Origin of the sequence: Kitasatospora sp. GP82 (assembly GCF_029892105.1) — a bacterium.
GTDB lineage: Bacteria > Actinomycetota > Actinomycetes > Streptomycetales > Streptomycetaceae > Kitasatospora.
The window spans coordinates 1-12461 of sequence record NZ_JARZAJ010000081.1; the positions used below are offsets into that span (position 1 = coordinate 1).

A 12461-nucleotide genomic window follows, 5' to 3' on the forward strand; every position below is an offset into this window, starting at 1 on the left:
GCGAGCCGATCGCCACCAAGCACTCCAAGCGCAAACGCAAGGGCGAGGACTTGGAGTTCGGCTACCCGCTGCTGCGGCTGCTCGTCCTCATTGAGAGGTTTTCATCTTGAAGTTGCAGGTTGCGGGGCTGGCGTGGGGCGGGGCTGGGGTGCTCGTGCCGGTCGGGGGCGTGATCGCTAGCAGGTGATCGTCTGTCATGTGGCCGGTTCGCGGGAATCGCGGTGGCGGCCGTGGCCGGCTCGTAGGTTCCGTGGGAGGTTCGGGGAGGGGTTGATCGTGGTGGATGTGCTGGTGTGGGTGATGCAGCGGCGGGTGGTCCTGTCCGAGCGTGCAGAGTGGCTGCGCAAGGAGCTCGCCGAGATCGATGCCGAAGTCGCCCGGCTGGAGGCCGCGGAGGTGGTGTTCGGGCAGTTCGCCGACGCCCAGCGGGCCGGGACGGCCGACGACCCGGCCATGGCCGAGGAGTTCGAGCGGGTAACGACGTCGCCGGGTGCAGGCGGGATGCTGCTGGTTCCGCACCGCGAGGACGGCATGGACGCGAGCGTGCTGCCTGCGGATTATCAGGCGATCATGAAGATCGTGGCCGCGGTGTCGGAGCCGGTTCCGGCCAAGGACGTCAGCGTCAAGCTCGGCCGGGGCACCACGCCGGGGCAGGTCGAGCCGGTCCGCGACAAGCTCAAGCGTCTGGCGGACCGGGGCTGGCTGCACCGCACCCCCGCTGGCCGCTTCACCGCCCGGCCGCTGCCTGCCGCATGATGGACCGCGGCCGGAATCCGGCGTAACACTGGGGCCCCCGACGGGAGTTGGGGATTCCATGCGAAAGAAGACCAGCCCCGCCGAGGGCCCTGACGGACTTGTCTACCAGTGCCGCCTGGAGCTGTCCACCGCGACCACGACCATGGTCGCCGACCTGATCCGCGGTCACCTGAAGAAGATCGGTTCGCGCTGGCGCAAGCTGCAGCCCGGCCGGATCGCCCTGATCGTGCTCGCGGTTCTGCGGCATGACCAGCGGCTCTCCGACATGGCGGGCGGCAATGACGTTTCCGCTTCGACGGTCCGCCGCTGGCTGCTGGAGGTGATCGAATTGCTCGCCGCGCGTGCCCCGCGCCTGGACCGCGCTCTGAAGAAAATCGCCCGCAAGGGTGGCGTCGTCGTCCTGCTCGATGGCACTCTCGTGCGCACCCGCCGCCGGACCGGGGACGAGAACCGGCCGAACTATTCCGGCAAGCACAAGGCCCACGGCCTGCTGTTCCTCGCCCTGACCGACGAGCGGGGCAACCTGGTCTGGATCTCGGCGGCCAAGCCGGGTCGCTCCAGCGAGATCACCACCGCCCGCCACAACAAGATCACGGCCCACCGGCGGGAGGCCGGACTCGGCGCGCTGGCGGATCTGGGCTTCGTTGGCCTGGACGACGACCCCGACGATCCGGTGATCGTCACCGGTCGCAAGGCGACGCGGGGCAAGCCGCTGACCACTGCGCAGAAGGAGGCGAACAAGCTGGTCAGCCGCGAGCGCGCGGCGAACGAGCATGGCTTCGCCGACCTGAAGAACTGGCGGATCCTCACCAAGGTCCGCATGAACGTCCGGCACGCGACCGCGCTCCTGCGGGCCCTGCTCGTGCTGACGAACGCAGAAGCAATGCCAGAAAGTTATGATTCGTGCTGCTTTGTCAAGCAGCCCTGCTGATCGGCGTGTTCGTGGCGGCGAGCGGCTTTGCGGGGGCGGCTGTCACTGGCTGGTCGGGGAGTCTGTAGGTTGCCGGCGCGGTCTTGATCAGCAGGTTCTTGCGTGCCCAAGCGCTGAGGTGGAGTGCGAGGGTACTCTGTTTGACGGTGTTCAGTGCGGCGGTGATCTCACTGGCGTGCCAGGCGCGGTGGGGATCGGTGGCCATGACCCCGAGGACGTCTTCACGGCGGACGGCGACCTTGGAGGGCCGTGGCGGTCCGTCCGGGATCTTGAAGGTGGCTGGTCCGGTCTTGATGAGGATCTGGCGCCTGGCCCAGCGGATCAGCTCGCCGGTCAGGTCGCTGCGGTCCAGCCTCAGCAGGGTGGCCAGTTCGATGGCGCGCCACTCGCGCTCCGGGGCGGTGCCCATCGCGGCGAGCACGTCCTCGAGCCTGCTGGTGTGCATCGGGGCTTCGGGTGGCAGCAGCGTCTCGGTCGTCACGGGCGGGTGCTCGCCGGTATCGGCAGCGGGCGGGACCTGTCGCAGGCCGGGATCTGGCCGGGCCGGCCGGGAGAAGCCGTAGCGGAGCCGGGGACGAAGGCCTCCCGCTGGGGAGCGTGGATGGTGATGTCGATGGCGGTGACCGGGGTGCTCACGGCGGGCCGGTCCTCGCCGGGCGGGCGACGTCCGTAGCGGGCGGAGACGCCCTTGACGGTGCGTGCGCTGATCCGCGCCCGCCGCGGTGGCAGCAGAGCACCGGCGACCGCCTCGGTGATCGGTCCTCCCAGCTCGCTCCCGTTGTCGGGCACGATGGCGGCGGCACGGGTGACGCTGTCGCGCGCCGCGGCCAGGGCCGCGGTGAAGCACGCCCGGTCCGGGTCGCACCCGGGCACGGAGTCGGTGGCGTCCAGCATCGCCATGCGCAGCAGCTGGTGGACCGTCAGCAGCGCCCACATCTCCTGGCGCAGGCCCTTCGGGTCGCCCGAGCGCAGGACGCGGCCCTTGAGCATGGTGTGGCGGATCGCCAGGAACGCCACCTCGATCTCCCACCGCTCGTGGTACAAGGCCAGCAGATCTTCGGCCGGGTGGCGGCGCACATCGGTCAGTGTGGTCACCAGCCGGTACTCGCCCTGATGGGTACTGCCGTCCGCGCAGGTGACGGTGACGGTCGCGGTGATGACGCGGACCGGGACCCCGGCGATGACCGATAGGAAGGAGCCGTCGGCCAGGATCCGCAGCACGGCCGGCGTGCGTGAGGAGCAGATCCGCAGCAGCAGCGCAGCCCTTGAGGCGTGCACGGCGCGGATGAAGGCATTCGCGTCGAAGCCGCGGTCGGCCAGCACCAGCATGTCCTCCCGCAGGTGGCCAACCAGCTGCAAGGCGGCCTCCACCTCACCGCGATACGGGCCGACGACCGCGCCGAGCAGGGCGCGCGTCCCGGTCTCCGCCAGGGCCATCACCGCCAGCAGCGGATAGGCGGCCACCCCGGCGGCGACCTTGTACCGGCCCAGCCAGGCCACGTTGTCGCTGGTCTCGGGGACTCGGGTGGACCGGCAGCCGTCGAACGCGACGGTGCGCAGCCCCCGGTAGGACACACCCGCGGTGCACGGGCGGCCCAGCGGACCTGCCACTACCTCGAACAACTCCCGTAGCGGGTCTGGCCCCAGACGCCGGCGAGCATCGGCCAGGCCGGCCTCGGTCACCGCCGCGACCAGGCGTCCTGCTTGCCGCAGTGCCCCGGTCAAGGTGTCCCACACCCGCTCGTAGGAGGCATCGGTGAACAGGGCCAACGCCAGCACGAAGTACACCGCTACGCGGGCGGGCACCGTGCGCGTCCGTCCCCGGCGGCCCGGCCGGTCCAGGACATCGTCGACGAGTTCGAAGGGGACGAAGCGGGTCAGAGCGCCAAGATGCCCCGGCGCGAACGCCCCGCAGGCTGTCGTGAGGGTCTGAATCAGCGTCATCGTGCCACACTGGTCCGGCAACGGGACCTCCGGTGTTGGTCTGTCTTGGTCGACGACTCAACTGCCGGAGGTCCCGTTCCGTTCTCCCGCCCGACACACCGACACGCCCGCTGGATGCTTGACAATCGACCAACTCGCACAACTTTCTGGCATTGCGCAGAAGTACAGCGCTGACGGACGATCACCTACCGGCGATCATGCGTCCGACCGGCACGAGCACCCCAGCCTCGACCCACGCCAGCCCCGCGACCTGCAACTTCAGGATGAAAACTTCTCAATGGGACTGGGCCACCCCGCCGGTCGGTGTCGATTGGCCGAGGGGGACGATTGCCCGAACGAACGTCCCCTACGCTCCGAGGTCTCACGTGATCGTCCGGCTCAAGCCGCTGCCCGGTTCCCTTGTCCAGCAACTCGCCGAGCTTGCACGGGCGAGCTGGGACCACCCCAGCGTCGATGACTTCCTCGCCGGACGGGGCTGGGACGAGTCGACGTGGAACGGCTACAACACCGCCAGCGGCCATCAGCTGATGCCAGGCGATCCCGACCGGATTGGCGCCGGCCAGTCGCGCTTCTACCTGCCGTTCTGCTTCTTCGATCCGAGCGACGACGCCGAGGCCGGCCCGCTCGGCGACGAGTTCGAGATGGACGGCTGGGTCAGCCTGGAAGGCGATCCCATGGCCTTCGGTCGCGCCTGGTCGGCGGCTTGCTCCACGGTTACCACCGAGCTCGGCGCGGCCGAGACCACGCTGAGCTGGTCCCTCGGCTCCCGGCCGTGGAACTTCGCGGGCTGGCGGGTCGGGGCCAGGGCCCTGATCGTGGCTCAAGGAGAGGAATTCGGCTCCTACGGCGAGCTGGACATGGCCGCAGTCTGGCTGGTCGACCTTGCCCCGGACGTGGCTTTCCCCGATGCGAGCGGCTTCTACAGCTGGATGCTGGGCGAAAACTGACCTGCGCGACACGCCCGAAGGCCAGATTCTCCCCGCTTTCGTCCACTACTTTCAGCAACCAGCATTGGCCTACCCGGTTCAAGTCTCCGCTGCGGGTAGTTCGGATAAGCTTGTGTCAGATGCTCACTCCTCCGACCAGATCCGGCCCAGCGGGCACGGCTGGTCGACATCCGTGACAGCCTCATCGCCCGCATCGCCGAAGCCGGGCGCGAAGGCTGGCTCGGCGAGATCGAGGGGTTGCGGGTCAGCCGCGCCGGAGCCGAGGAGAAAGCCGCCCAACTCGACCGACGCCCTACCAGCCGCAGTGTCGTCGATCTCGGCATGCCCGTTTCCAACGTCGTCGGCGGCCACCTCGCCAGTCAACACCTCTCCCGGAAGGGCTCCTCGTGACCACCGACGACGAATCGCTCCACCTGGGGCTGCGAGCGCACGCCTGCGGCCGACACAGCTCGACCGCGGCCGTCGAGCTCCTCATCGCCCACCGGCGCCGGCTCCACCCCGCTGACTTCCGCGACCGGTTCCTGTTCACCGGGACCGACTTCGACACCGGGGAGGTGACCACCTGCATCGACTCGCCCGCTGCGGTGATGGCCCTCGACCGGGGTCGTCTGCCCTGCCCCGGCAGCGAGGCCCGGATGCTGCGGGTCGCCGCCAGCATCGGCGAGGGCGTCCCCGTCGATCTTCGCGAGGTCCTGGCGGAACTCGACGCCGTCAACACCGCTCTGGTCGCGAGGGCCGTCGCCCGCGCGACCGGACACTGAGCGACAGGAAAACCCCAGGCCATGAGGACGAATCGCAAGTTCAGAGTGCCGTCGTTGACCCAGTACGTCGCTCATAGCGCGAACGTGCGAGGTGATAGGCATTGCGGAGCAGCTCGCGGGTTGCCGCACCCGTCCGCTGGCCCGGATTCACCACCGCGAGCCAGCCAACGGAGCCGTAGACGGGGTGTGCCATCACGGCATCGGTGACGCTTGGGTCGTCGTCGATGGCTGGTTCGCGCGGTGCGCGGCCGGTCCAGTCGATGAAGGCTTCCTTCCCGGCGGCGATATTGACGCGGAACGTATCCGGGCGGTCCAGGCGCGATCTTTCGTCGCCCGGGTAGTTCTTCGTCACGATCGTCGCGAACGGTTGGGTCGTTTTCGGTACAAAACCGTCAGGAGAGTAGAAGAAGAACGTATCCCCCCAACTGATCTCTGGTGAGCCGTCGTCGGGTCCCGGCCTGATGGCCAGGACTCCATCGAGGTCCTCCACGAAGTCAATGATCTCGTCGATGGTCATGTGCTCAAGCGTTTCATTGAGGTGCTTGTGGAGACTTCGATCCGGAAAACAGAGGAGCGGCGGGTGTCAACTCTCAAGTCGTCGGCCATGCGCACAGTCGATGTCGCCCGGCGTGCCGGATACTCCGTTCAGCAGGTGCGCAATCTTGAGCGCGACGGTGTGCTGCCGCCGGCGACGCGTACAGCTGCGGGCTACCGGATCTACGGAGAGATTCACCTGGATTCCGCACTGGCCTACCGAGCCCTCGCAGTCGGCACAGGTCCTGTTGAGGCCAAGCGGATCGTTCGTGCCGTACATCAGTGCCCGACCTCGGAGGTACTTGCCCTTCTCGACGCGGCACACGCCCGACTCGACCGAGAGCGTACGGACCTCAAGCTCGCCAAAGAGGCCGTCGAGGCGATCTCTGTCGAGCCGATCGAAGACGTACGCCCATCGGACTCGATGAGCGTCTCCGAACTCGCCGCCGCGCTCGGAGTACGCCCATCGACATTGCGGCACTGGGACGCCGAGGGGCTCGTTGTTCCTGACCGGGTCCCCCCGCGAGGAACGCGACGATACTCACCGGCCCAAGCTCGGGATGCCCGGATCGTCCACCAGCTACGCAGCGCCGGGCACCGTATCGACGCGCTCCGGGCCCTGATGCCGGGCCTGCGGCACGGGCACGGATCGGAAGACGTCCGAGCCGCACTGGCGGCCCGAGACGCGAGCATCGTGGCTCGCTCCCATGCCCTCCTCGACGCTACCGCCGCACTCAGTGCCGTCCTCGCGGTCGTGACCCAGACGTGAGGTCCCGTCAACAACGTCCGTCCCGCTACAGCTAGTTCAGAGAAGCCTGTGTCAGATGCCCCTACTTCTCGTTGACCCAGCCCGGATGCCAAGCCTCCAGGAGATCCACGTCAACCTCATCGACCGCCTCCAGGAGGCCAAGGACCAGGGCTGGCTCGGCGAGGTCGCCGCCATCGAGACCACCCTGGCCGCCGCCGCGCAAAAGCCGGAGGCCATGCGCGACCGTGCAGCGCAACCGTCCACCGTTCACCTCGGCATGCCCGACTTCCGCCGCGCTGCCGGACGAAGCAGTGCCGAGTCCGCGGGCCGAGCGCCGAAGGGCACCAGGACAGGCTCGGCGAGGTTGCTCCCATCGAAACCACGCGACCGGACCCGGCCCAACGGGCACGGCTCGTCGAGATCCGCGACAACCTCATCGCCCGGATCGCCGAAGCCGAGAGGGAAAGGGTGACGGGCGGCTCGCGCGGGATCGGGCGCGCGGTCGCCCTGCGGCTCGCCGCCGAGGGGGCGCTGGTCGCGGTCCACTACGGCGGCAACGACGCGGCCGCCGCGGAGACCGTGGCGCGGATCGCCGAGGCCGGCGGCCGGGTGTTCGCGGTGCAGGCCCGGTTCGGCGAGAGCGGCGCGGTGGACCGGCTGTTCGAGGGGCTCATCGCCGGGCTGGCGGACCACGGCGCGGACGGCCTGGACATCCTGGTCAACAACGCGGGCATCCACTCGGTCAGTTCGATCGGGCAGCTCACCGAGGAGGAGTTCGAACGGCTGCTGGCGGTCAACGTGCGCACGCCGATCTTCGTGATCCAGCGGGCGCTGCCGCTGCTGCGGGACGGCGGGCGGATCGTCAACATGGGCTCGGCGGCCACCCGGATCGCGGCCCCCGTCCAGATCGGCTACACCGTCACCAAGGCGGCGCTGGCGGCCCTCGGCCCGTCGCTCGCCAACGAGCTGGGCCGGCGCGGGATCACCGTGAACACGGTCAACCCCGGAGCGGTCCGGACCGACATGACCGCCGGCTACACCACCGTTCCCGAGGCAGTGGCCGGACTCGAGTCGATCACCGCGCTCGGACGGCTCGGCGAGCCGGAGGACGTCGCAGACGTGGTGGGCTTCCTGGCGGGACCGCAGGGCCGCTGGGTGACCGGCCAGACCATCGACGTCTCCGGCGGCACCTACCTCGGCCCGATCACGGCCGGGTGATCCGCCCGGGGCGCGTACCGGGGGCGTTGACGTCGGGCTGGCCCGGCCGACAACATCGGGAACAACTGGGCCCAGGGACACAGCGGAGAGGACACCAAGGCCATGGGCCTGGTGTACGGGATCTCCCACGACAGGGCGATCCTCGACCGGATGATCGGCTTCTGCGACGCCGTCCTCTCGGAGCGCAACGACCTGGCGCCCAGCCCGGTTGGGCACCACGTGCTCTGGACCGGCGGGATTGATCCCGCCTGGCCCAACGATGTCACGACCCAACCCGTCGGAACCGGTGGCGAGCAGGGCGACCCGGTGGGACACCTTGGCAACTGTGCCCGGCTCATCCTGCAGACGCCCGCCATCTGGCATACGCCCGTGACGATCGGCGACCCCCACGGGTACGGAGCCACCTACCTCGACCGGGCCAGGAAATTCGTCACGGAAGCCGACGCTGCGATCGACAGGCACATTCTGGCCCGGCTGCCGGACGTCTCGCAGGGGAACCGCCAGTACTTCGCGGCGGGTTCGCCCTACAAGGGCGGTCAGCCGGCGCCGTGGAACCAGCAGATGATGTTCGACTACGGCTTCGAGAACCTGGCGATCGCGCACCAGATCCTGGGTGACGATCCGCAGCGGGTCGCGCGGTACGACCTGCTGGTGCAGAGCAGCGTGTACTGGTTCTTCTCGCAGGCGCGTAAGTACACGGATCCCGCCGGCAAGACGGCGTACGACTGGGGATACGCCCCTTCACTGAAGGGGGAGGAGGACTCCGACCACGGTAGCCTGGACTGCGCGGGTCTGTACCGGGCGTACCTGACCGGCAGATACGGCATCTCCCCGGCCATGATGGCTCCGCTCGCGAACACCTTCGTGGATGTGATGATCAAGGGCCCGCGCCACTACGCGGGACGCGTCGACGGCACCGACGGCGCGGGAAACAGCGCGCCCACCACATACGTCCGCGGCGGTTGGCTCCTCCTGACCGAGTTCCGGCCCGACGCCTACCAGAGGATGATGAACGCCGACTTCCTCGGGGGGAATACGACGGCCATCGACCAGTTCTCGCGTGCCCTGATGGTGAAGAGCCGGCGGGGCGAGCAGCAAGGCGCAGCAGGTTGAGCGGCAGAAGTCCTTGGCGCCGCGTCCGGAGTCCGCTCTCGAAGTGTCGGGCCGGTGCTCACCCAGCCGGTGTGCAGTAGGAGTGAACTGACCGCGCCGGGATCGCGGGCCGCCACGGCGGTGGCGGCCACCGCGCCGGGGGGCGGCGGCCCCCGGCCGGCCGCTGCCGTCAGCGCCGGAACCTCCCGGTCAGGACGCTCCACCAGCTGCGTCGCCGTTGGGGGATGGTGGTTGTGGCGGGCGGGGCGGCGGTCGGCTGGGCCTGCGGGGTGGTGGGTGTTGTAGGTGTGGTGTCTGCGGTGGCCGCTACCTGCCTGTCGGGCTTCCTCGGTGGGGTGAAGTGCACCGGTAGCTCGACCAGGTGCCGGGATAGCCAGGCCGAGGTCCAGGTCAACTCGTTCTCAGGGATGGCGAGTTGGAGGTCCGGAAGGCGGGTCAGCAGGATGTCGATGCCGGTCTCGGCGATGGCCCGGCCGATGTCCTGGCCGGGGCATTCGTGCGGGCCGCCGCCGAAGGCCAGGTGGGAGCGGTTGCCGTAGAGCGGTTTCGTCAGGTCGGGACGGACGGCCGGGTCGACGTTGCCGGCTGCGAGGCCGAGCAGGAGCATGTCGCCGGCTTTGATCTGCTGGCCGCCGAGTTCGGTGTCGCCGGTGGCCCAGCGGCCCGCGACCAGGGACATCGGTGCGGAGTCCCAGAGGACCTGGTCCAGGGCGTCGGGCACGGTCATGTAGCCGCCGGACAGGTGGGCGCGGAACCGCCGGTCGGTGAGGACGAGTTTCAGGGTGTCGGCGATCAGGTTGACGGTCGTTTCGTTCGCGGCGAGCAGCACTACCCGCAAGTGCTCCAGCACCTCGTCGTCAGTGAGATCGGCGGAGTGCTGCATGAGCCATGACACGAGATCGGCGCCGGGTGCCACGTGTTTGCGTTCCATCATCCGGCGCAGTGTCGCGACGACGTAGTCGTTGCTCGCGATGGCGGTTGCGGTGCCCTTCATCAAGTCTCGGGCGGCGTCGACCAGTCGGGGCCCGTACTCCTCGGGCATCCCGACCACCTGCGTCATGACGAGCATCGGCAGGTGCTCGGCGAACTGGGCCACCAGGTCGGCCTGGCCGGTGGGTCCGAAGTCCTGGATCAGCTGGTCGGCGAAGCGGGTGACGTAGCGGCGGATCCCGCGCCGGTCGAAGCGGTTCAGGCTGTCGGTGACCGCTCCGCGCAGGCGCTTGTGCTCCTCGCCGTCGGCGAACACACACAGCGGTTGCCAGGCGATCACCGGCATCAGCGGGGAGTCCGGGGTGACCAGGCCTTCCTGGAACGCCGTCCAGCGGCGGGAGTCGCGGGAGAACCGGGAGGGTGTGCGCATGGCGGTGAGGTTCGCGGAGTGGCCGAGGATCAGCCAGGCGGGGAGGTCACCGTGGAGCAGCACGGGTGCTACGTCGCCGTGCTCGGCGCGCAGTTTCTCGTACAGGCCCGCCGGGTCGGCCTCGGCCTGCGGCCCGTAGAGCCGCCGGAGGCCGTCGGCGGCGAGTCCGTGGGCGGGGCAGCCGGGCGGAGGGGCGAGGGAGTCGTCGTCGGGGAACGGGGTGGTCACGGTATCTCCGGGGTCAGTGCGAGGCGGTCGTCGTGAGTGGTCGGTGTGAAGGAGCCGTTGTGAAGGGGTGGTCGGCCGGGCGGTGGGCGGTGTGTCGGCCGGTGTGTCGGCCGGCGGTGGAGTGGTCACCGCCCGGGTGGGGCCGAGAGGTTGTACAGGTGGCGCATCAGGGCCATCAGGACGTCGCGGCTGGATTCCCGGGTCCGGGCGTCGCACTGGACGATCGGCACCTCGTCGGGGAGGTCCAGGGCGGCCCGCAGTTCGTCCAGCGGGTACGACGGTGACTCGGGGAAGGTGTTGGCCGCGACGACGAAGGGCACGCCGCGGTCCTCCAGCCGTCCGATCACGTCGAAGCTGACTTCGAGCCGGCGGGTGTCGACCAGCACGACCGCACCGAGGGCTCCCTCGAACAAGCCGTTCCAGAGGAACCAGAACCGCTCCTGGCCGGGGGTGCCGAACACGTACAGCACCAGTTCGTCGCCGATGCTGATCCGGCCGAAGTCCATGGCCACGGTGGTAGCGGTCTTGAGCTCGACCCCGGCGGTGTCGTCGATGCCCGCCCCGGCCTGGGTCATCGTCTCTTCGGTGGTCAGCGGGCGGATCTCGCTCACGGAGCCGACGAGGGTCGTCTTGCCGACGCCGAAGCCGCCGACGATCACGATCTTGACCGCCGTGGTGGCCGAGGCCGGGAGCAGGTCCGCGCTCTGCGGCCCCAGCACCGTCTCAGAGTCTCTGAAGTCCATGCATCACCGCCTCAAGAAGGGCACGGTCGGGAAGGATCGCCTTCGGGACGGGGGCGCGGGCCTCGATCCGTTCCTCGGCGAGGAGGTCCGCGAGCAGGACGGTGACCACGCTCATCGGCAGCCGCAGGTAGGCGGAGATCTCGGCGACCGACAGCGGCGAGCCACAGATCCGCAGGATCGCCGCGTGCTCGGGCTGCATCGTGGGTGTCGGCTCTGCGCGGGAGACGACCAGGGTGACCAGGTCGAACGTGGTCCGCTCGGCCAGGGCGCGGCGGCCGCGCGTGATCACGTAGAGACGTTCGGGGTTGCCTTCGTCCCAGTCCTGGTCGGCTGCGCTCATGCGACCTCGCCGTTGCGCGGCGGGGTGCTGAGGTGTTCACCGATCCGGGCGACCAGGTCCCGCATCCGTTGGCCCATCAGTCCGGCGTCGACCCCTTCGTCGGCGAGCACCGCGAGGTAGGCCCGGGCGCCGGCTGCCATCAGGTAGAAGAAGCCGCCGCCCATCTCGATCACGACCAGCCGCATCCTCCCGTCGCCGTGCGGGAACTCGTGTCCCACTGCGCCGGCCAGGCTCTGCAGGCCCGCGCAGGCCGCGGCGAGGCGGTCGGCGGTGTCGGTGTCGGTGCCGTGCTGGGCCATGCGCAGGCCGTCGGCGGAGAGCACGACGACGTGGCGGGTGTGCGGGACGCTGTCCGCCAGCTCCTTGAGCATCCAGTCCATGTTGGCCCGCTGCTGAATCACTGCTCGCCCTTTTCTGCCGACTCTTCACTGGTGTGGCCGGCCGCACCAGTGGACGGCGCGTGGCCGTTCACCCCTTCGTGGAACGCGGCCAGCCACATGCCGGGCTGTACCGGTGCCTGGGCCGGCCCGGGGATCGTGGAGGTCTCGGGAACGCCCGTCCGGGAGGGCGCGGCGTGGCGGCGGCGGCGGCGCTGCGGCAGCCCGTTCGGGGTCCGCTCGTTCACCACCGGAATCTCGCTGTCGGCCGGGGCCGGCCCCGCAGCGGCCCCCGGGGAGGACCCGTAGGACGACCCCGAGGAGGAAGCGGGTACGGTCCTCGAACCCCACGGCCGTGGTCGGCCCGCCGCCCGGGTGGCGACAGCCGGACGGGGACCGGAGGCCACGCCGATGCCGTGGGCCCGGCCGCTGGCGGGCGCCGTGGTGATCAGTGTCTGCGG

General features: G+C 69.6%; 15 protein-coding genes and 1 pseudogene. 7 read left to right on the plus strand and 9 right to left on the minus strand.

What is annotated here, in order from left to right; all coding sequences use genetic code 11:
- Positions 1-276: 276 nt before the first annotated feature.
- Positions 277-756: a hypothetical protein gene (locus P3T39_RS36255; RefSeq protein ID WP_280703585.1), complete on the plus strand. Its 480-nt coding sequence runs from the start codon at positions 277-279 to the stop codon at positions 754-756.
- A gap of 142 nt (positions 757-898) precedes the next feature.
- Positions 899-1687, plus strand: a complete 789-nt coding sequence (locus tag P3T39_RS36260; RefSeq protein WP_280703586.1) for a transposase family protein — start codon at positions 899-901, stop codon at positions 1685-1687.
- On the opposite strand, the gene P3T39_RS36265 is transcribed toward P3T39_RS36260, so the two are convergent.
- Both P3T39_RS36265 and P3T39_RS36270 read right to left on the minus strand, forming a co-directional pair.
- Positions 1671-2168, minus strand: a complete 498-nt coding sequence (locus tag P3T39_RS36265) for a hypothetical protein (protein WP_280703587.1) — start codon at positions 2166-2168, stop codon at positions 1671-1673. The genes P3T39_RS36260 and P3T39_RS36265 overlap by 17 nt on opposite strands.
- Complete coding sequence (locus P3T39_RS36270; protein ID WP_280703589.1) at positions 2165-3631, minus strand: IS4 family transposase; 1467 nt, start codon at positions 3629-3631, stop codon at positions 2165-2167. The genes P3T39_RS36265 and P3T39_RS36270 overlap by 4 nt, the downstream gene beginning before the upstream one ends.
- A gap of 365 nt (positions 3632-3996) precedes the next feature.
- Here P3T39_RS36270 and P3T39_RS36275 point away from each other — a divergent pair, with 365 nt between their 5' ends.
- Entirely contained in the window at positions 3997-4578 is a 582-nt protein-coding gene (locus P3T39_RS36275) for a hypothetical protein (protein ID WP_280703590.1), read from the plus strand.
- A gap of 123 nt (positions 4579-4701) precedes the next feature.
- Here P3T39_RS36275 and P3T39_RS36280 read toward each other — a convergent pair whose 3' ends face one another.
- Positions 4702-4929: a hypothetical protein gene (locus P3T39_RS36280; RefSeq protein WP_280703591.1), complete on the minus strand. Its 228-nt coding sequence runs from the start codon at positions 4927-4929 to the stop codon at positions 4702-4704.
- 35 nt (positions 4930-4964) lie between these two features.
- On the opposite strand from P3T39_RS36280, the gene P3T39_RS36285 reads away from it, so the two are divergent.
- A complete protein-coding gene (locus P3T39_RS36285; protein ID WP_280703592.1) occupies positions 4965-5339 on the plus strand; it encodes a hypothetical protein in 375 nt (124 codons plus the stop codon).
- Positions 5340-5379: 40 nt separating this feature from the next.
- Here the strand turns inward: P3T39_RS36285 and P3T39_RS36290 are convergent, their stop codons facing one another.
- Positions 5380-5856: a DUF6194 family protein gene (locus P3T39_RS36290; RefSeq protein ID WP_280703593.1), complete on the minus strand. Its 477-nt coding sequence runs from the start codon at positions 5854-5856 to the stop codon at positions 5380-5382.
- On the opposite strand from P3T39_RS36290, the gene P3T39_RS36295 reads away from it, so the two are divergent.
- The 3 genes from P3T39_RS36295 to P3T39_RS36305 all read left to right on the plus strand — a co-directional run bounded on the left by P3T39_RS36295 (position 5857) and on the right by P3T39_RS36305 (position 8952).
- Positions 5857-6642 (plus strand): MerR family transcriptional regulator, encoded by a 786-nt coding sequence (locus tag P3T39_RS36295; protein ID WP_280703594.1) that lies wholly within the window; start codon positions 5857-5859, stop codon positions 6640-6642.
- 447 nt (positions 6643-7089) lie between these two features.
- Positions 7090-7839: an SDR family oxidoreductase gene (locus P3T39_RS36300; RefSeq protein ID WP_280703595.1), complete on the plus strand. Its 750-nt coding sequence runs from the start codon at positions 7090-7092 to the stop codon at positions 7837-7839.
- A 102-nt stretch (positions 7840-7941) separates the two neighbouring features.
- Positions 7942-8952, plus strand: coding sequence for a hypothetical protein (locus P3T39_RS36305; protein ID WP_280703596.1), 1011 nt, complete (start codon positions 7942-7944; stop codon positions 8950-8952).
- A 169-nt stretch (positions 8953-9121) separates the two neighbouring features.
- Here P3T39_RS36305 and P3T39_RS36310 read toward each other — a convergent pair whose 3' ends face one another.
- From P3T39_RS36310 to P3T39_RS36330, 5 genes and pseudogenes are all read right to left on the minus strand, one after another.
- Complete coding sequence (locus P3T39_RS36310; protein WP_280703597.1) at positions 9122-10540, minus strand: cytochrome P450; 1419 nt, start codon at positions 10538-10540, stop codon at positions 9122-9124.
- 125 nt (positions 10541-10665) lie between these two features.
- A complete protein-coding gene (locus P3T39_RS36315) occupies positions 10666-11283 on the minus strand; it encodes an ATP/GTP-binding protein (protein WP_280703598.1) in 618 nt (205 codons plus the stop codon).
- The gene (locus tag P3T39_RS36320; RefSeq protein ID WP_280703599.1) at positions 11264-11623 is read right to left on the minus strand and encodes a DUF742 domain-containing protein; all 360 of its coding nucleotides are present in this window, start codon (positions 11621-11623) and stop codon (positions 11264-11266) included. Before P3T39_RS36320 ends, P3T39_RS36315 begins: the two co-directional genes overlap by 20 nt.
- On the minus strand, positions 11620-12024 hold the full coding sequence (locus P3T39_RS36325; protein WP_280703600.1) for a roadblock/LC7 domain-containing protein: 405 nt from the start codon (positions 12022-12024) through the stop codon (positions 11620-11622). Before P3T39_RS36325 ends, P3T39_RS36320 begins: the two co-directional genes overlap by 4 nt.
- Positions 12021-12461, minus strand: a pseudogene (locus P3T39_RS36330) (ATP-binding protein); the annotation flags it as partial. The pseudogene P3T39_RS36330 and the gene P3T39_RS36325, both read right to left, overlap by 4 nt.